This window comes from Vibrio sp. BS-M-Sm-2 (assembly GCF_041504345.1).
Lineage (GTDB): Bacteria > Pseudomonadota > Gammaproteobacteria > Enterobacterales > Vibrionaceae > Vibrio > Vibrio satsumensis.
This window is the reverse complement of record NZ_CP167895.1, coordinates 572,928-593,155: the sequence shown is the minus strand read 5'-3', so window position 1 is coordinate 593,155 and position 20,228 is coordinate 572,928. Positions and strand designations below refer to the sequence as shown.

Genomic DNA, 20,228 nt, shown 5'->3' with positions numbered 1-20,228 from the left:
TTAATTAGTTAATGCTTATTCTATTACTCTCTAACCACGAGAACATAATACCCACCACCTAAGTCTCTAAATAATTTAAATATAATTACACAAACTTTCATTTAATGATTTATTTAAAGTAAGCCAACGCTACATACCTATTATAAATAAGGGTAAAACCAAGAAGCGAACTCAAGACAACAACGAAATAACCAATACAAACAACAAGTAAGACCAGTTCAATTACGAGACACCGGTCCAATTAAAATAAGCACTCCATACACCAAATAAATAGGACCTCAATGCATTTAATAAATATTGCATATATTAACTAGATGTATATTATCTATAAATAATCCAGAGTTATATGCGCATTTTATAAGTGTTATATTATTTACATTCAGGAATAACCCTGAATTATAAAAATAATCAAACACTGCTTATATTGGAACTAGTTATGAGTGCTAAACTAAAAATCATTCTTTCTATTATGGGGCTGACTGTCATTTTAATCATGGCGACAAGTTTCTTAAGCTGGAAGAACTTCGAAACATCATCGACCATAAGTTACAAAAAACAGTTAGGGTACAAGTCTCAACTTATCGCAGACACTATTGGACAGAAAATCAATCGTTACTTTGATGTTCTAACTTTGGTAAGCAATGAACTTTCGTTCACTGAGGATGGTCAAGTCGATACTTTGCGTGCAGTCAAAACACTCCAAAGCGCAATGCACTCAACAAATGTCATCAACGTCTACTTTTCATTAGCAGACGGAACCTCTTACTCATCAAAAACCAATGGCATCATCGAAAACTTTAATGCCAAAACCAAACAACGTGAATGGTTTTTGAAAGGTATGAGCGGCCAAGACAAGATCATTACTCGCCCTTATCTAGCGACAACAGGTGATCAGGTGATGTCCCTCGCCATGCCGATCTACAAACAAGGCAAAATTGTGGGTGTTGTCGCGCTTAACATCTTGGTTGAAGATCTCAGCAAGTTCACACAACACCTCACCACGAACAACAAGATCTTTGTCACTCGTGAAGATGGTTTTATCTTGGCTGCACAAAGCTCATCCGTGGTAGGCAAAAACATCTTCAACGAAATTCCATCTTTCAAAAATCGAGATACCTCTCGTGAAGAAAGCTTTGAATATGTTTATCAAAACACTGAGTTCTTGGCATCAGCCGCTAACATTAAAGACCTTGGTTGGAGTGTATGGGCATGGGACAAAGAGTCTAGCGTCAATCAAGACTCACAAGATAACCTTACTGAAACGCTGATCACCTCTTTGACGCTATTGCTTATTTGCGCAGGCTGCGTGTACTACGTTGTCGAAGTATTGGTTTACCGCCCATTAGGGGGAGAGCCAAGCGAGATAGAAGCAACGGTTGCCAAGGTAGCTTCAGGTGATTTTACTGCGATTAACCAGCAACAAGGGAAAGCGATTGGTATTAATGCTGCAGTTAACGATATGGTCAATGAGCTGAGCACCACGATCGACATGATTCGTAGTTCATCAAACGACCTGTTTAAGTTTGCAGAAGGTATCACGACCGCCGCAGACAGTGTGAATTCGAGTTCCGCTTCCCAAATGGAGCAATTAGAACAAACCTCAACGGCAATGAATGAAATGTCGGTCGCCGTCGATGAAGTTGCACAGAACGCTCACCGAGCTTCAGAAGCTGCGATGCAAGCTGCTCAAGAGGCACAATCGGGCAACCAAACCTTCGATACTGTGAGTATCAGTATTGTGAACCTTTCACGCGGTATTGAGGAAGTCTCAGATGTCATTAATACCGTTGGCGAAAAAACCTCGAGTATCGGCACCGTACTGGATGTCATCAAGGATATTGCTGACCAAACCAACCTACTCGCGCTTAATGCTGCGATTGAAGCTGCACGTGCAGGTGAACAAGGGCGAGGCTTTGCCGTTGTCGCTGATGAGGTTCGTAATCTCGCAAACCGCACTCAACAAAGTACCAACCAGATTCAAGAAGTTATCGTCTCACTTCAGCACGAAGCCAATAACTCAATGGAAATGATGCTGACTAACCGAGAAGCTTCAGACCTCACAATGCAAAATGCGAAAAAAGCCCAGGCATCACTCCACGAAATATCGAATTCAATCACCGTTATTGAAGATATGAATACTCAGATAGCCACTGCGACGGAAGAGCAAACCCTTGTCGCAGGCGAAATCAACCAGAGTATCGTTGACGTCAATGACAAAGCCCGTGAGACACACAGCTTGTCTGCATCGAACCAAGAGAAAGCGTCGGAGCTTATTGCACTGTCTGAGAAGCTCACGCAAGCAGTCAGTACCTTTAAGCTAAACAGTTAACCTCAACAAGATTCAATAAAGACTGATTAGGGGAAACGGCTCCCCTAATCACAACACCATAGCTAAACCTCCAATCACCAACTGGGTGATTTGAGTAAACGATTTTTCGAAGTACCCCACACAACAACATCTAGTTTTCTCTTTGCCATATCGGCAAGGAGAGGCTTTTTGCTTTCTAAAATAAGCAAACAACTTTGCAAAAAACAAGGATAACTCTATGAAGTTAAAAAGATTAGCGCTCATTACGACCATGATTTCATCCAGCGTCAATGCTTTTGAAATCTGTAAGATTGGGGACGAATATAACGTCTTAGATAGCGAGAGCTTCCACCAAATCCGCAAAAAAAATTACGATTCATTTAGTGATGGCATTACCCCTGAAAACCTTTTCCCATCGGCGCCGGAACACATTATCGACTTAAAACCATCTCTATCCGAAGCCAGTGATATTTTGCCAGAAACCGCCACATTACTGGAGACAGGGCCAGCCCCGGCGATTGCGATTGAACCGGTAGAAGCGACACGATTAATGGAAACCTTGGGACGCTCGACCAGTGGCATGGCAAAAGGCGCGTTAGAAGCTTTGGGGCCAATTGGTGATGCGGTTGCTGTCGGCCTTTGGGCAAAAAGCGTTGCCAATAGCTTTCAAGACGAATCGCGCACCTCCTATGATAGGTTTGCCACCGTTATGGAGTTAGTCGATTGGTTTGGCGTATTAAAGCTTCCAGCTAGAGAAATAGATCGTCAAATATTGAGTAGCCGTTGGGATAGGATTGCGGCGGGTGACCATTATAGTTATCGCGTTCATGATGACCTGATTACTCAGCAAGATCTAAGAGACAAAAACCATTGGGCTGAACTCGCATCCAAACAGCAGGCCATGTTAAACGCAGTAGCACAAGGCTTCGCGACCGATCTTGCACTCAAATACCAACAGCATTATCAAGAAGTCGTTCAAGCTCAAACCATCATGGCAGAAGAGCTGATTACAGGTGTCGAGCATGAACTGCGTAAAACTCTCTTTAGCCAGCTTGCAATCGACCATCAAGGCTCTCGCCTTTTCGCATCAGACATTGCCTTGAGCTGTAATGAAGAAACCCAAGCATTGGCAGAGCTTTACCCTCAACAAGATGTTGAAGAAAACAATAACCGCCCACCAGCGGTGCCGTCAAAGCGCCAAGCCAATCGAGCTCTTGCCAAACTCCAACACTGCCAGCAACAACTACTGGATGAAGCTATTGCCAAACTTGATGCCTTACGAGCGGGACAAATTCCAGGGCTTGACCAAGCCGCTGTGGAACAACTTTATACCCGAACGCTAGCAGCAAAGACGCAGATCATTGAAACCGCGGACAACCATGTCAATTTGCTCAAGAGTAAGTTGCAAAAAGAGATGTTTACACAAGGCGAAATCGCCGTTGAACGACTATTCCGTTCAGGCTCTGTAGAGACCATGCATAACTTCTTTAAGGCGCAAGCTGAGCGCAATGCCATTGACGAAATGACACGCAGTATTCTAGGACGTCCAGCAACGTCACAAGAAATACGCAACAAAGAGATTGTTCTCCAAAGCGGTTACAGAAAGTGCGTTCGTATTGGTATTCTCGGAGGAGACCCGAATTTTCGTGGCTGTGTCGAATATGCTTGGATACCAGCGGAAACTCGCCCGTTTAATCCATCTGAAGATACGGTTATTGCGCAAATCTATCCGCCGAATAAAGAAGCGGTGAAGCGAGTTCTTTTCGATACGTTAAGCACCTTAATTGCCGATGGCTGGAACTCAGAAGACGAGGAGCATTGGTTAGAGCAACAGATCTTGAACTTTTCTGCGCAGCAGCGCCTAAAACAACAAGCCGAATTCGATAAACAGCAGGTTTATCACTGGTTACTGGACTCCAGCGCAATGCTTGAAGGTGAATGTGGTGGCGGTAGCGCGTGTGCTGGGTGGAGCTTGTCTTACCTTCAAAAAGAGAATCTTTCACGACAAGCGTCGCTGCATTACATCAATAATTGGCACGCTAACTACTCCGGCAAAAGCGCCTATGTGCACTCAAAGCGTTATCAAAAACTTGAAAGCCTCATAGCTGTCGCACTGGCAAGTGAATGGCAGGCCAAACAAGCGGTAGAGTTTTTTAGTTTTACTTATCCAGGCAGTGCCGATCTCGAAACTAACGCGCCATTAATTTACTCAGCACTCAAGTCTTCATCGCTAGACATTACTAACCTGCAAGGTAATACGCTACAGCTAGCGAAAGGGATAGTGAAAACTCGACTTGCCGAGGCGATAAGCGTCTCAGACAGCAACGGTATTGAGTGGCTACATTCGCAAGTGGGCCAATTCCAGCGCTATACGTCGATCATCCACTCTCAACATATCTCTACGGGACATTACGCCTCTGGGGAAGGGGAAGTCACAGCTCTGTTTTCAGAGATGCTGCCTGCGCACCTGATGCGTTACCTGATTTCAGACATCATCCCTGATAGCTATGATGCCCGTATCGAGCGCTCTATTGACGCCATCTTTAACCCAACGTCTGAACTCAATCAACAGCTCGATAAATTAAGTAACACCAACGAAAACTTTACCAATCAACCCGGTCGTAGCTGCATGATCTACTATCCGCACCTTAAGAGCGCACTACTTGATGTTGCGGCAGATGAGCACCTGTACTGGCTTTCACCGCTCTCTGAATGGTACGACGCAGTCACTCGACAACAACTCAATATGTTTGGTGCTCTGAAGTATGCCGTGATCAATCAGAACACTTTCGGCATTCCATGTGATTTAAGCCCTAACAGCTACCAATACCAATAAAGGGCGGACACTATGAATACTCGATTTTTATTGCTGCTCTGTTGTCTGAGTTTTACTGCCTTCTCTCAACCGTTTGATGCGCTCAAACAGCCAAACCGTTTAGAGGAAGAGGTCACCCAGCTAGCAGAAGACTTCAAAGACTGGTCAAAGGCTTCCAATGGTTGGCGCTACTCCTTCATAACTGCCAATGAAAAGGAAGCAGTAGAAGACTTTTCCATTTCCGGCTATCAGACCGCTAATGACTACCTAAGAGCAACTGACACCTCAACATGGGGTGTCGCGGGGGCGGATGCGAGGCAGTACATTCGCACGGTTAAATCGGCTCTCAACAAGCTGCCAAAATACAAAGGGACCGCATACCGAGGGACTTGGGTAAAACTATCTCTGCTTAACAAGCTCGAAGAGGGGGACGTGTTGGTCGAGCCAGCATTTACTTCAACCTCTACTCTCCCAGAAGTCGCTAAGCGCTTTTCGGTAGTGCATCCCAACTCCCCACAAAGGCTCAAGCGAGTGCTGTTTGAAGTCAAGATCAATCAAGGGGGTCACACCATTGCAGGGCTTTCGGAATACAGCAAAGAAGCAGAGGTTCTGTTTGCGCCAAATGCACACTTTCGAATCACCCAGATAGAGCGAACCTCTACCCATACCTACATCGGCGTGGAAACGGTGAAGGCATCTGCCGTCAAAAACACTCAGAAATATAACCTCTATTCAGGCGAAGAAGTAGAAGCATCATTTTGGCACTCTCTCGTTTGTACATAAGCTAAGGATCAAGCAATGAAAAAATTTATTGGAGTGCTTTGCCTCTCTTTAATGACAAGTTTTTCGGCACAGAGTGAGGAGTTTCCTGAGTTTAAAGGGCGTTCACTCTCCTATCAGGCGCAACAACAAATTGCGGATGACCTGATGGATTGGGCAACGACGCACCATGTAAAAGCTGAAAATAAGATGATCAGTGAAGAATACTCTGCTATCAAGAATTACGGCCGAGTGGATCACGACGTGGTCAATGAATACATGCGAGCTGGAGAGCCTGAAGGGTATCTGTCGGAAATGTTTGGTCGTACATTAAAGTCGCGAGTCTTTCATATGCGGAATGTGATGAATAAACTACCTAACTACAAGGGTACGGTTTACCGTGGATCATCAATCAAGAACTCGCTACTGGAAAAGCTCAACATCGGTGACATTCTGCATGAGAAAGCTTTTTTATCGACATCGAAACTGCCTAGTGTTGCCAAGAACTTTTCGTCAGCTGGCGTTTACGAAGGCGCCTCTGCAGCTCAATTCAAAATTGAGTTAAAGTCAGCAGGTCGAGCGATCAATGCTTACACGTTTAAACCGGATGAAGCTGAAATACTCGCTAAACCCAACACTTACTATCGAGTAGAAGCGATTGAGCGAGTATCACCCAACAAAAACCACATCAAGATGCGAGAAGTAAAGAACCCCGCTCGGTACCTGAAAGCGGAACCTGATATCCACATTTATGACAGTTACAGCGGTGAAGAAGTCGCGGTTCGCAACCGTAGCTCACTCTATTGCCTATAGTGCAGCGTGCCTGCTACTTTGTAAGCGGCTGATAAAAAAGACCATCATAATGATGTAATGCCAGTCAGTTAAGCTGACTGGCATTTTTTCTGTTTGTTGCATATTTCTTGGGTTTCAGTTTTACCCAGCGAGGATAGCTTCTATCTTCTCTTCGGGGTGGTAGGATAAACATAGATACTTGCTGTAATAACACTTCATAGTGTTTAGGTAGTTTTCCCGGGCTCGTTAAAGGTAAAGCAGCGAAGTATTGAGTCACAGCCATGGCACTACTCGTAAAGCTTAATTGATTCGGCCAGATGCTATCTAACTTACTCGCTGCTTTTGTCATAACCTGCCTTATAAGGTTATAGGCTAACAAAATTCCCCAGAGCTCCTGTTTGACCATATCTGGCCGCTTACTTCGCAATGTATACTCACTATCCAGCAAGGTTTGCTTCATTTCCCGATAGCCTAATTCGATCTCCCAACGATAGCGATAGAGCTCTACGATGTCTTCACCAGGAAAGCGCAACCCATCACACATTGATGTAAGTACCTGATATTCCTTACCCTTGATAATTTTCGATACTAACCTTGCTTCTATTGTCTCAGGGAGATCACTGAACTTCTTTCTTGCCTGAGGTGTTGTTTTTATGGCAACGATAGCGTCACTCCGGCTGTATTTATGGACGACTTCATACTGAAAGTCCTTTCTCACAGGGAGCATCCAATGCCTTTCTTGACCTACTTTGTTCCAACGATTAAGCAGCCCTAAAGAGTAATATCCTTTATCAAAAATAGTCAGAGAATGATTTGGTGTTTGCTCGATGAGCTCTTCTGCGAGCCGCATTTCGCTGGTGCGATAGTCAGAGAATGCACTATCGATTAGTTGATGACTTGTAAGCTCCATCAAGCAAACCATACGTACCTTAGGGTAAATATTTTCAGATGATTGATTACGCTGTGCTTTAAATTCTTGATGATTTTCAGGTGTATCTGTTGTTCTCCAAACGACACCATCGACGGAGAGAAGGTTTAATCCACACCAAGTTTCGAAGTTAGACGCTTGATAGCTATGCGCTGCCATCTTCTTAAAGACTTGCTTTACACCTTCTTCACCTAATCTCTGCCTCGCTTGAACAACAGCACTTGGTGCAACAAAGCGTTGTTTGTCTGGCAGGACAATATCGAGTTGGTTAGCGATATCCCAAACAGATTGTTGACGAAAGAGACTCATTCCAACAACGGACCAAAGTACTGCTTCCAAAGGTAACCGCCTTCTTCTAACGGTTGCTACGCCAGCTTGCTCAAAGCCTTGCTGGATAAGCTCTGGACTAAGAATGTCAGAGTATTTGTCAAAGTGATGGAAGGTATTACATGACCGAAAAGTATTAGCAAGTTGGCTTTCTAAAGACATAAAAAATCCGATATTAGTTTCCTAATATCGGATTTTGAAGCCTTTTGAGGATCGGTCAAATGATCTCACAAATTTCTTAACTGATCGGCATTACATCATAATGATGGTCTTTTTTATTATTGAAGCAGGGGTAATTTAACTACTTGTTTTACGCATTATCTTGCCACAAATATATTCGCCAATAGGCATCGCTGAAGTCGCCGCTGGCGATGGTGCATTGCACACATGCAAGCTTCTTGGGCTTTCGGCAAACAGGAAGTCATGAACCAAGGTACCATCCTTCAGTACCGCTTGAGCACGAATTCCTGCTGGGTAAGGTTTGAAATCTGACACCGTAATGCTCGGGCAATATTTGTTCACTAATTTTAGGTAACCCGGTTTCCACCACGAGTTCTTAAACTCGATCAAACCGGTTTTCAGATTATTCGCAGTCACTTTCCAAAAGCCCGCAAAGCTCAGCATCTGCCAAGTGTCCTTGAAACTAAAATTAAGCTTGCCATACCCTTCTCGCTTCCAGCCTTGAACTGCATTTGGCCCTACTGTTACGGAGCCATCAATCATGCGTGTTAAATGCACGCCCAAGAATGGCAATTCAGGGTCAGGGATCGGGTAGATAAGGTGGTTCACCACTTGGTTGTGTTTGGCGTCCAACTGATAATATTCACCGCGATATGGGACGATTTGGAAGTCGGTTTCAATGCCAAGCATGCTAGTCATTCTATCGGCCATCAAACCAGAACAAGTGATCAAGAATCGGCTGTTCAGTTGTAGAGTTTGACCATCGACTTTGCACGTTAACTGCACCTCATCTTCTTGCTCATCGGCCAAGATCACTTCAGTACCAAGACGAAGTTTGCCACCTGCTTCAACAAACTCTTGAGCCATCACTTCGGTGACTTTTTTGTAGTCCACGATACTGGTGGTTTTGACATAAATCGCGCCCAAGCCCGTGATGTTCGGCTCGGCGAGTTTGAGCTGCGCTTGATCCAAGAGGTCGACATCAATGTCGTTATCATGACAACGTTGATAGAGCGCGTTCATGCGCTCCACTTCCTGCTCATTGGTCGCGACCAACAGCTTGCCACAGTTTTCAACAGGGATATCGTGTTGGCTGCAAAAGGCGATGGTGCGCTCTACGCCACGCTTACAAAAATCCGCCTTTAAACTGCCCGGAGCATAGTAAACGCCAGCGTGAATCACACCACTGTTATGACCCGTTTGGTGCTGCGCAAAGCCACGCTCCTTTTCGACTAAAAGGATACTTTTATCAGGGTAAGCTTGCTGTAATTGCCATGCCGTCGACACGCCAACAATGCCACCACCAACGATAATATAGTCGTATGTTGAGTTCATAATATTCCTACATTCAATCCTTTTAATTATAGGGAAGACGCGACAGTGTCAGGTTCGGTTTGAGGCAAAGATTCTTGCTCATCTTCCGATTCCTTTTTCACTTGATTAGCATCGTATTGACGAGCCGTGTGAATAAAGAGACCAACGAAAAGTGCAACGCACACTAGGCGAATCACAACGGAAATGTCAGGCCAAACCAATGCCACACCCAACACGATTAACACAGCACGAGTCAGCAGATTAATTTTATTTTCTAGATAGCCTTCAATCGCAGCAACAAACGCGTAAGTACCAATAATAGCAAAGCCTCCTGTGACCAAAACCGAGGTCACATCCCAACTTACTAAGTTGGTGTAGGCAATCAACAATGGCACTAAGTACAGGCCTTTTGCGATCTTCCATGCCATTAAACCGGTTCTCATTGGTGGCGTTTTAGCAATGGTCGCAGCCGCAAATGCGGTTAAGCAAACTGGCGGGGTTACGTTGCTGTCTTGCGATAGCCAGAAAATGATCAAGTGTGCAGAAAGCAGTGCAAGACTGATCGCTTCTAAGCCCAAGCTTTGCTCAAGCAGAGTTTCGACAAAATCAGCAGGGACTAACGCAATCATCTCTTTGGCGGTTTCGAGTGCCATTGGCGCATTCAGTAAATCTAATTTTTCTGGCGCCGCCAACATGAAGATAGCTTTCGCCTGTTCAGGTAACTGGCCCGAAACCAACAAGTCGAGCAACTGACTTTCAGCAATCAGTTTGTATAAGGCAGGAGCCGACAGAGTACCCAACACGATGTAAGCCGCGGTTACCGGTAAGCCCATACCCAGAATCAAAGATGCCAGCGCGATTAAGGCTATCATCACCAACAAGTCGCCGTTCGCCCAACTGTTGATCATCAATGAGAAGGTGTTACCAATTCCGGTCGTGCTGATCACGTTGATAACTAATCCAATGCCTACCAGCAACACCGCCGTGGTCGCCATGTTTTTTGCGCCTTGAGAAAGCGCTTCAATGATCGCCTTTGGACCCATTTTGTGATTTTTAGAGAACCATGAAGCCACGACGACAGACAGAATCGAGATACCCGCTGCGTAAGTCGGCGTAAAACCCTTCACCAACAGAGTCACCAACACCGCTAATGGGATCAGGTTGTGCCAGCCCGACAGCAATACCTTCAATAGAGGTTCACAGCCAGAAGTAACTTTTTGCACGCCACTGCGTTTTGCTTCAATACGCACAAAAAATGCCACAGACAAAAAGTAGATAAGCGCAGGTAAGAAGGAAACCGCAATGATGTCGACATAAGGGATCTGCGTGTAAGACGCCATGATAAACGCCCCCGCCCCCATCACTGGTGGCATCAACTGCCCGCCCGTCGATGCCGCCGCTTCAACACCGGCCGCGAAACGCGAAGGGAAGCCTGCCTTTTGCATTAACGGAATACTGATCACACCCGTCGATACGGTATTTGCTACGCTCGAACCAGACACCGATCCCATCAAGCCTGAGCCAATTACCGCGATAAAGCCCGGGCCACCAATCACTTTGCCAGCTGCTGCGCGAGACACATCAATGATGTAATCACCGACACCCGAACGCACTAAGAATGCGCCAAATAGGATGAACATAAACACGAAGGTCCAGCTGATTCTAGAGATAGAACCGAACATCCCTTCTGATGAATAAAAGCTTCGATAAAGCAGTGTTTCAAGGCTCAAACCCGGAAAGTGAAAGATGCCACTGGTCCATTGCCCCCACAGCACCACATAGCTCAAACACACCAAGATAAGCACCGGAATAAACCAGCCCATAGTGCGGCGAATCAGTTCAATAACGATGGCAATCGCCAAGATAGAGAAGAACCAATCACTGGCGATGAACTTAACCCCTCGCTCATACAAAGCATCTTCTGCAAAGGGAATGTAGATAAGACAAGCCAAAGCCGCCAAGGCAATTCCGATGTCGACCGCCAAAGCAATTTTGCTTTTTTTCAGTGAGATATGGGCGGGATACCAAAGTGCACAAATGATCGCAAAGCCAGCAAAGTGGGTCGCCGAGATCCAAAGTTCTGGCAAAGTAGATAAGGTGTTAAACCAAATGTGTAATAGGGAGAGGATTACTCCCATTGTCGTTATCGCTTTGCCCACCCACGGAAAATCCGTTCGGGTCGGCAGTTCAAATTTTTTCAGTTCCTGCTGCAGCGAATCGCTCATAGAAAACTCCTGCTCTCCGCAGCAAACACGAAGAGAAAATCCATAAAGTGAAGAGGGGCACGAACACATTCTTAAGCGAACGTGCACCAAGCAATTAAGTCACGAAGGGGTAGTTGATGGCAAACAGCTAGTTAACGATCAACTCAGAAGGGATATCGATGCCCACTTCTTGGTAGTAACGTGCAGCGCCCGGGTGAAGTGGAACAGGCAGACCTGCGATCCCTTTCTCGAGTGCCATTGCTTTGGTTGCTTTATGGATACCTTGTAGGAAAGGTAGGTTTTCATAGATAGCTTTGGTCAGCTGATACACGTCTTCTTCAGAAATGTCTTCACGAACCGCTAGGAAGTTGGGTTGAGCGATAGTGGTGATCGGCTTATCAACACCTGGGTAAGTGTTTGCAGGGATCTCATATTTAGTCCAGATATTGTAATCGCCGTTCGCTTGTTTGATTTGCGCATCGGTAAACGACAGGATTTGAATGTCTTCACCCAAGGCTGCAAACGCTTGAGTTACCGCGCCAACAGGCACGCCAGCAGGCGTATTCATACCATCAATGGTGCCATTTTGTAGTGCGCTGGCACTGCCGCCGTAACCCATAAAGGCGAGTTTAAATTGTTCTGGGTTAACCGACAGGCCCTGCATGATCTGGCGTCCTGAATTCTCTGTACCTGAGTTCTTCTTACCAATAGAGAATTTTTTGCCGTTTAGATTTTCTAAATCACTCATGGTGCCCGTTTCTGTCAGATCAGAACGCACAATAAAGTGCTCAACGTTTTGCCATAGCATAGAGACTGAACGCAGTTGTTTTTGACTGCCTGACTTCTCATATGGACCAAGCCCTTGCCACGCCCACGCGCCATACAAACCCTGAAGAATGGCAAACTGTGCTTCGTTCTCATTGAGAAGTTTCACGTTCTCGCCCGATCCTGCTGAGCTGATAGCCGCCAAAGAAAAGTGCTGCTTTGGCGCAAGCTTAACTTTACTCAATGTCGCTAAAGCCACACCCACTGGATAGTAAGTACCACCCGTTGAGGCCGTCGCTAAAATGTAGCTACGCTCTTCTTGAGCGGAGGCGTTACTGATAAGGCCAATAGAGGCCATTGCGATTGCTAAAGTTTTAACTAGCTTGTTGTATTTCATTATTACTCTCCATGTAGAGTTATTCACGTTATATTTTTGTTAACAACAATTGCTAGATAGCAAGCACAATGCCAGTTTTTAAATTACTGTTTTTATTGATATTTATTTAAAAACCTACCTGAGGTAAGCCATTTCTTGCTTATTTGACTACGAATCAATGAGCTATTTTTTGCTTATCCCAAGCAGCGAATAACATCGGTTTAAAGGTAGCCAAGTCACACTGTGTTACATTTGCGTGATCAATGTTTATAAAATGATAAATATCTGATGAGCCATTTTTTGCTCATTGATTCCAGACAACACTTCTAATCTCATCATCAATTACGAATCGACATAATCGCTTCGGTTCAACGCATAACGCACCATCTTTTGGTTCAATGTTCGACGAGGTAAATCCAAGTCTTGCATAACATCATTGATGCGCCCCTGATAACGCACCAGCGCATCATGAATCACTTTTCGCTCAAAGCTCTGCACTTGAACCGCCAACGGGATGCCTGCCGCTGTGGACTCTGTGACAGAATTGGGGCGACACGCCAAAATATCGCCGACGGTCAGGCTTTCATCCAACGCAAAACGAATCGCCACGTTACGCAGTTCGCGCACATTACCCGGCCATGCATACGACAACAAGGCATAACGATCAGCCTCACTGGCAACTCGAGTTTCGCTGTTCGCTTCTTGAGTAAAGTGTTCAAAAAGGATCAAAGCATCGTCTTCTCGTTCGCTAAGGGGAGGTAAATGCAGTTGGGCAACGTTCAAACGATAGAAAAGGTCTTGGCGAAAATCGGGGTGATTCAGTAGATCGCTTTTCGAGGCAGAGACCACTCGTAGATCAACATGTTGTTGCTGATTACCACCTACGCGTTCGACAACATTATCTTGCAAGGTACGCAGCACTTTGACCTGCATCGACAGCGGCATACTCTCGATTTCATCAAGAAACGCCGTGCCTTTGTCGGCAAATTCAAGCTTACCAATCCGTCGCTTGGCGGCACCAGTAAACGCACCAGCTTCGTGTCCAAACAGCTCACTTTCAAACAGGTTTTCTGGGATCGCGCCACAGTTCAGCGGTACAAAAGGGTGACTTTTTCGCTCGCTAAACTCATGCAGACAAGAGGCAACCAGTTCTTTACCACAGCCGGTTTCACCATAGATGATCACATTGGTATCAATCGAGGCGACTTTTTGTATTTGCTCTCTCAATTCACACATTACTTTACTGCGACCAATCAGCACCTGTTCAATGCCTTTCAGATTATCCAGATAGTTCTGACGACTGTTTCTGTCTTGGCCACTTTGATGTTTGTCGACCGCTTCAGATACTGTTTGAGACAGACGCTCGGGGTCGAATGGCTTTTCAATGAAATCATACGCCCCTTGTTGTAAGGCTTTTACTGCCATATCGACATCGCCATGACCCGTGATCAAGATGACAGGCACGTCTGGCACAAGATGTTTAAAGCGCCCTAGCAGTTCCACACCATCAATATCTGGTAAACGCACATCACTAATGATGGTTTGGAAATCACCCTGCTCTACCGCGTGTAACGCATCTTGCCCAACCTCAAATGCGGTGACATCGAAGCCCGCTAATTGCAACCATTGGCTAGTTGCTTGACGCACAATTGCATCATCTTCAATCAAAGCTATACGCTGCATGGTTTGGTTCCGCCACTTACCTCTGAATAATGTCGCCCACGGTATGTAAAAAATCCGCAGACGAAAAGGAGCTAGCTCCCACTTTGAATAACACTCCTTTAACAGTTTTATAATGTTTGTTAGCTTCAACTTGTCTCACTCTCCATTCGCTTAAAAAGCAAACAGAAAACCTTCTCAAGTCACTAGTTTTAAAAGGATTTGATCACCAATGATGAATAACAATCGATATTGGTTATTCCTATGTGCCTGTTTATTAATTGGTTTGGTTCAGGTAACCACCAAAAGTGGTATAAGCCAATGGAAGCTCGAACAAGCCCAACGCTATGCAGAACAGCGCTTCCTCGGATACATTGCTGAAGCAAGGCGAACCCTTAAACGTTTCTATTATTTGCCCTATCTGGTAACCAACGATGAGACCAGTGTCCGTTTCATTGATGGTGAACAACGACTCGAAAAACGCATCAAGAAACAGCTGATTCAATTGGATAAAGCCGCCAATACCAAGGGTTGGTATCTGCTTTCTGGCGAAGGTGAGTTGTTAGTATCGAGTGTTGAAAGAAGCAAACTGAGTAAAAAGAACGCCAGCACGATTGTGTCTAAAATCCACCAGCAAGGTGGTGCTATCTCTGTAGTGACAAAAAATAAAGGGGTGACACCCGATTACTTCATTGCCGCGCCTGTTTATCGAGCGTCAGATATAGTAGGTATTGTCGCGGTACAAATCGACTTGTCGTTACTGACCGATCAATGGTTCGCCGATGGTGAAGCCATCTTATTTCAAAACCCTCGCGAGCAGTTTTTTCTGTCGAGTGATAAACGACTGAGCGCAGACTGGTTCAACGACACGTTCAACTCACAACCAAGCACAACAAAACGCGAGCTGTATGACCAAACTCATATTCGCGTGTGGCGACTGCAAGATAAAGACTACCTTATCCAATCCATTAAGTTAGATGACCTTAATTGGCGTTTAACCTACCTGACGCCATTAACCAGCCTCAACCAGACAACTAACTGGATCAGCTGGAGTGTGGCGGTTGGCTGTCTTTTCATTCTGCTGTTGCTGGTTATTCTTTATCAAAGACGTCAGAAAAAGCTCAGTAATCTGCGAATCCAAAAACTCATCGAAGAGTCAGAAAAACGACTGTCTGGAATGATCAATAAAACCCACGTTGGGCTGGTGCTGATCGATAAACATGGTCATATCCACGATATTAACCTGATGGCGAAGAACTACTTTTGCCTTTCTGATTCGATGATCAGCAACATTAAGGCATGGCAGTTATTTGAGGCAGGTAACCCGAATTCAACCACCTTGCAGTTGCTCAAGAACTTAGATCAACACCAAGAGCTGGCCGAGATCACCAGCGTCGAAACCATGGCAAGACGGAGCGATGGCAGCTACTTCCCGGTGTTGTTCTCTATTAGCGCCTTTCCTTGGCATGCCACGACCTATTACTTGTGTACCGTGATTGATATCAGTAAACGTAAGAAAGCGGAGATCGCGGTTCAGGAAGCCAATAAAACGCTGCAACTGCGAGTAGAAGAGCGAACACAAGACCTCAAAGATGCGCAGCAAGAATTGGTGGAATCAAGCAAGCTTGCCGCACTAGGTCGCATGTCGAGTGCGATTACTCACGAACTTAATCAGCCTCTTACTGGCCTAAAAACCCTGCTTTCAAGTAACCAGTTACTGATGGAAAGAGGCGAGACTAAGATGTTGAAAGCGAACATGGACTTGGTAATGAGCCTCATCGACAGAATGGCTAACATGACCAGCCAGTTAAAGTCGTTCGCCTTCCAAAGACTAGAAAAACCTTACCCAGTTTCGCTAACAGACGCGCTTCAAGAAACCCTGCGTATTCACCAAGCAGCATTAGAAAACGTCGATATCCGCGTGCGTGTCGCCTCTAATATTTCGATAGTAATAGGAGAAGAAGCGCGACTAAGACAGGTACTTGGTAATCTCTTAAAAAATTCCATCGATGCCACGCAAAATCAGAAACCAGCAACCATTGTGATCAGTGCACATACCGATCAACAACGTGTAATCATCAAAGTGCAAGATAATGGCTGTGGCGTATCAGAAGATCAACTCGAAACCATTTTCGAACCGTTTCATACCAACAAGAAGATGGGTGAAGGCTTGGGGCTAGGATTAGCCATCACAGCAAACAACGTGCGTGATATGCAAGGCACCTTGATAGCCAAGAACAATTCAGACCAAGGTATGACATTTACGTTAACACTGAAAAATGTCGATAGTGAGTAATCACTCATATAACTTAGACACCACATTTCATTTGAGTGCTACAACTAAAAAACCGCCCACAGAGGGCGGTTTTAATTCACTTATTGGCGTGTGACTTATTCGCTAATCCGTTAACGACTTACTCAGCCAACTGCTTCAGCAATAACTCTGTCGGGCGAACAATCGCGATGATCGATTCATCATAAATTTTCGCTGATTCAGACAATATCGCTTGGTAGGCATTCACGTCTGCTGCTCGAACTTTTTCACCCGCTCGTACTTTCGCAATCAAGGTTAACGCCAAGTCTGCAACTTCCGCCGTTTTCTCTGCAACAACCACAGTCTCGACCGAAGACACATTACCTGCGAAGACAGTCTCTGCGGCGAGAGCTGCCGATTTTGCTTGCTGGTAGTGCTGAGTGAGTTGTTCCAGCGCTTGTTGATTACCTGTCGCCACTTCATTGACTAAGTCTTGCATCTCATACACCGCGTAGCTTTCCACTGGCAGCGCATCAACAAATCGGTTTAGGCGCTCGTATTGGCTGTACAAAGTGCCTTTAGGTTCAGTAGAGTTCCACTTCTCCCAGTTACGTGCGTAGTACTGTGCTGGTTCGGTGTATCTCGCTAACACGCGCAGATCGTGAATATCTTGACCTTTAGCAATGCGTTTTAACAGCATATCGGCGTCCGCATGATGACGTAAGCCAACCGACACTTCAGACCATGTATCCATAGCCTTCATGCGCTTGTACATGCTGCGTTCGTCCGTTAATTCCGCATCAGACCAGAAGCGCTCTGCAATCGCATAGCTGCGTGGCCATAGGTAGTTTTCAACCGTGAGGCTGTCTTTGTTCTCTAGCCACATGGTGATCTCGCCACCTAAAATCAGCTCTTTTTCTTTATCTGTTAATTCCGCAGGGTAACCACCATTTGGTTCAGGAATCACGCAGCCTTCAACATCACTGCTCGCGATCACTTCCCCTGTGGTTGGCCAACGCACGTTACCTATCAACTGGTAGCTGCCTTCAGCAAAGCCATTCGGATTCAGGTTCAAGTTAAATTCCGTGTAAGACATGAAGTTATCAAAGTAGCCGACAAAAGTTTTACCCGGCACATAATCAAGAATGTAGATCTCTTCGCGAGACTTGCCGTTGTAATCACTGAACGCTCGGAAAGTACCGTCTTTCGCTTCAATGATAGTTAGTGTTCCCTTACGTGGGCTGCCCTTAGAGCGAGGCTTTTGCCATTGGTAAGTCACAAACTTCTCACCACTGTGCAGCTTGTCATCAACAGTGATGCCACTTGGCATTGGATCATTTCGATAGTGGTAACTGGTTGGCTGAGGTTGGTCTAGGTAGTAACCGGTAGACAGAATACCTGGGTAGCCCTCTTTCGCTGCACGACCAATGCTGTCGTGTCCTTGCCAGCTTTGAATCACAATAGAAGTTGGCAGATCTTTATGCCAAATCTCATCCCAACCGGTCATCTTCTTGCCGCGCTCTTCCAGCATCTTTTCAACTTTTACGTTGAGGTAAGACTGTAAGCCGCGCTCACCATCGATATTGTTCTCTTCGATAAACTGTTGGTGCTTTTCACTGTTTTTCCACTGCGCATAATTTGGCTCATCGCCACCAATGTGGAAGTACTCATCTGGGAACAGTTCTGTCACTTCATCAAATACGTCGCCCAGCATTTCATAGAGCTCTGGGTTTAGTGGGTCCATCAATGGCTCAAATACGCCCCAGCCACGTTCTTGTTCGTAGCTTTGACCTTCACCACCCGACATCAAACGTGGGTAAGCGTGCGCCACAGCAGAAGAGTGACCCGGCAGCGAGACTTCAGGAATCACACGAATACCAAGATTACGAGCATACTCAACTAGGTAACGAACTTGGTCTTTGGTGTAGTAGTTACCATCGGCGGTTTCTGACCATAGACGCGGCCAAGATTCCGTTTGAATACGGATACCTTGGTCGTCCCAGAAGTGCCAATGGAACACATTCATCTTCGCCGATGCCATCGCATCTAACTGACGAATCAGCACATCGAATTCAATAAAGTGACGTGAAGTATCGTAAGAAACACCACGCCAGCGGAAGCGAGGCTCATCGACAATGGTTACGGCAGGAATATGGTAACCAGTCGCTGTCGTTTCAACGAGCTGTAAAAGGGTTTCGATGCCGTGAATTGCGCCATAAGGGCTTGGTGCGCTCAGCGTGATTTGCTCACCCTGAGTGGTAATTTTGTAGGACTCTTCGGAGTCGATATTTTGTACTTCAGACTTTGGGGCAGCGTCAATATCAATGATCAGGTTCGCTTCGTCTTCACTATCAACCTGCCAGTCTAGAATCGGCACACCCGTCTGACGCTCAAGGCGATCAATAAAGCGTTTCGCTGTATATTCGACACGGTCAGAGTTAAAGCCTTTGATATAAACTTTAAAATTACCATCTACTTTCACTTGGCCTGATTTTAATTCCACAGTTTGTGGATAAGGCATTAAATTCAAGTCTGTATTTGGAGCCATTGCTAAAGCCATTGGAGAAACTACTGAACCGGATATCAATAGTGACAATATAGTTTTTTTCATTATTAATTTTCCTATGTAACTTTCATTGTATTTTATTTATCAGAGCCTATTCACAAAAATAACTAGGCTATGTTGTTTTAGAATGAGAAATTAACACCAACTCGGAAACGCCAATCCGTTTTATCGTTTTCTGATTGCACCGTATCCGCATCAACCACTTCAGCGTATGGCCTCACTGTTGGTTTCCATTTGTAGACTGCTTTGACGGTATGCTCGCGGGCATTTAGATCGCCGGTTGCAAGCTCTGTCGTATGATGCGTAATCTGATCGAAATACGTAAAGGCATACGAAATCATGTATTTGTCTGTATTGTATCCCGTCCAAATATCATAACGGTTTCGCTTTGCTGTCTCTTCATTGCCATAGTCATTCACTAAAGCTTCGGTCGAAAAGTCATAACGATAACGGCCATGTACAAAGAGCCCATTGTCAAAGTTGTAATTAAGCTTTAGATAAGGCATCAAGAAGGTATTTGAGCCTTGAAAATTCATCACTACGCCAGGGTTCAGCATAAAATTGTCATTGATGGCATAGGTGTAATAATGGGTAAACTCGGTATTAATCACCTTCGTTTCGTCATACGCTCCCGCTGCATGTCGAACATTCGTCAGTGTTTCTAAACCATACCCATTATCAAAATGGTGACCAACAATAAAACGACTTCGATACTGATCTGTCGTACTTCGATACTCTGCCCTTAAATCGACATAACCCCCGGCAGTTGAGGTCATTGGTAATAATGCTAGTAGTGTTAAAGGAAGTAATTTTTTCATAGTTCACCGATATTATGATTATAAAAACCCATCGCACATTGATATATGCAGAAAGATGTAAATTCGGAGACTACCTTTTTATTTCTTATTAATTATTTTGATTGTATGAAGTGTATTTATAGCTACTGCTCATATTCAGTAGCTATTATTTATTTTTATAAAT

General features: G+C 45.1%; 12 protein-coding genes. 5 read left to right on the top strand and 7 right to left on the bottom strand.

Features of this window, described 5'->3' with window-relative positions; genetic code table 11:
* The first annotated feature begins 436 nt into the window (after nucleotides 1–436).
* From AB8613_RS18750 to AB8613_RS18735, 4 genes are all read left to right on the top strand, one after another.
* Entirely contained in the window at nucleotides 437–2,329 is a 1,893-nt protein-coding gene (locus AB8613_RS18750) for a methyl-accepting chemotaxis protein (protein ID WP_146491161.1), read from the top strand.
* Nucleotides 2,330–2,546: 217 nt separating this feature from the next.
* Nucleotides 2,547–5,144, top strand: coding sequence for a hypothetical protein (locus tag AB8613_RS18745; protein ID WP_372385552.1), 2,598 nt, complete (start codon nucleotides 2,547–2,549; stop codon nucleotides 5,142–5,144).
* Between the two features lie 12 nt (nucleotides 5,145–5,156).
* The gene (locus AB8613_RS18740) at nucleotides 5,157–5,906 is read left to right on the top strand and encodes an ADP-ribosyltransferase (protein ID WP_146491163.1); all 750 of its coding nucleotides are present in this window, start codon (nucleotides 5,157–5,159) and stop codon (nucleotides 5,904–5,906) included.
* 15 nt (nucleotides 5,907–5,921) lie between these two features.
* Complete coding sequence (locus tag AB8613_RS18735) at nucleotides 5,922–6,695, top strand: ADP-ribosyltransferase (RefSeq protein ID WP_372385551.1); 774 nt, start codon at nucleotides 5,922–5,924, stop codon at nucleotides 6,693–6,695.
* A gap of 64 nt (nucleotides 6,696–6,759) precedes the next feature.
* Here the strand turns inward: AB8613_RS18735 and AB8613_RS18730 are convergent, their stop codons facing one another.
* The 5 genes from AB8613_RS18730 to AB8613_RS18710 form a co-directional block, all read right to left on the bottom strand.
* Complete coding sequence (locus AB8613_RS18730; RefSeq protein WP_372383695.1) at nucleotides 6,760–8,091, bottom strand: IS4 family transposase; 1,332 nt, start codon at nucleotides 8,089–8,091, stop codon at nucleotides 6,760–6,762.
* Between the two features lie 135 nt (nucleotides 8,092–8,226).
* Nucleotides 8,227–9,444 carry an L-2-hydroxyglutarate oxidase gene (gene lhgO / locus AB8613_RS18725; protein WP_372385550.1) on the bottom strand — a complete coding sequence of 406 codons (1,218 nt, stop codon included), beginning with the start codon at nucleotides 9,442–9,444 and terminating at the stop codon, nucleotides 8,227–8,229.
* A gap of 26 nt (nucleotides 9,445–9,470) precedes the next feature.
* Entirely contained in the window at nucleotides 9,471–11,648 is a 2,178-nt protein-coding gene (locus AB8613_RS18720; RefSeq protein WP_061021047.1) for a TRAP transporter permease, read from the bottom strand.
* Nucleotides 11,649–11,775: 127 nt separating this feature from the next.
* Nucleotides 11,776–12,789, bottom strand: coding sequence for a TAXI family TRAP transporter solute-binding subunit (locus AB8613_RS18715; protein ID WP_372385549.1), 1,014 nt, complete (start codon nucleotides 12,787–12,789; stop codon nucleotides 11,776–11,778).
* Nucleotides 12,790–13,110: 321 nt separating this feature from the next.
* Entirely contained in the window at nucleotides 13,111–14,451 is a 1,341-nt protein-coding gene (locus AB8613_RS18710) for a sigma-54-dependent transcriptional regulator (protein ID WP_372385548.1), read from the bottom strand.
* Between the two features lie 208 nt (nucleotides 14,452–14,659).
* Here AB8613_RS18710 and AB8613_RS18705 point away from each other — a divergent pair, with 208 nt between their 5' ends.
* Nucleotides 14,660–16,723, top strand: coding sequence for an ATP-binding protein (locus tag AB8613_RS18705; protein WP_372385547.1), 2,064 nt, complete (start codon nucleotides 14,660–14,662; stop codon nucleotides 16,721–16,723).
* 118 nt (nucleotides 16,724–16,841) lie between these two features.
* Here AB8613_RS18705 and AB8613_RS18700 read toward each other — a convergent pair whose 3' ends face one another.
* Together AB8613_RS18700 and AB8613_RS18695 are read right to left on the bottom strand one after the other, a co-directional pair.
* Nucleotides 16,842–19,292, bottom strand: a complete 2,451-nt coding sequence (locus AB8613_RS18700; RefSeq protein ID WP_372385546.1) for a family 20 glycosylhydrolase — start codon at nucleotides 19,290–19,292, stop codon at nucleotides 16,842–16,844.
* 77 nt (nucleotides 19,293–19,369) lie between these two features.
* Nucleotides 19,370–20,065, bottom strand: coding sequence for an oligogalacturonate-specific porin KdgM family protein (locus AB8613_RS18695; protein ID WP_017111229.1), 696 nt, complete (start codon nucleotides 20,063–20,065; stop codon nucleotides 19,370–19,372).
* Nucleotides 20,066–20,228 lie beyond the last annotated feature (163 nt).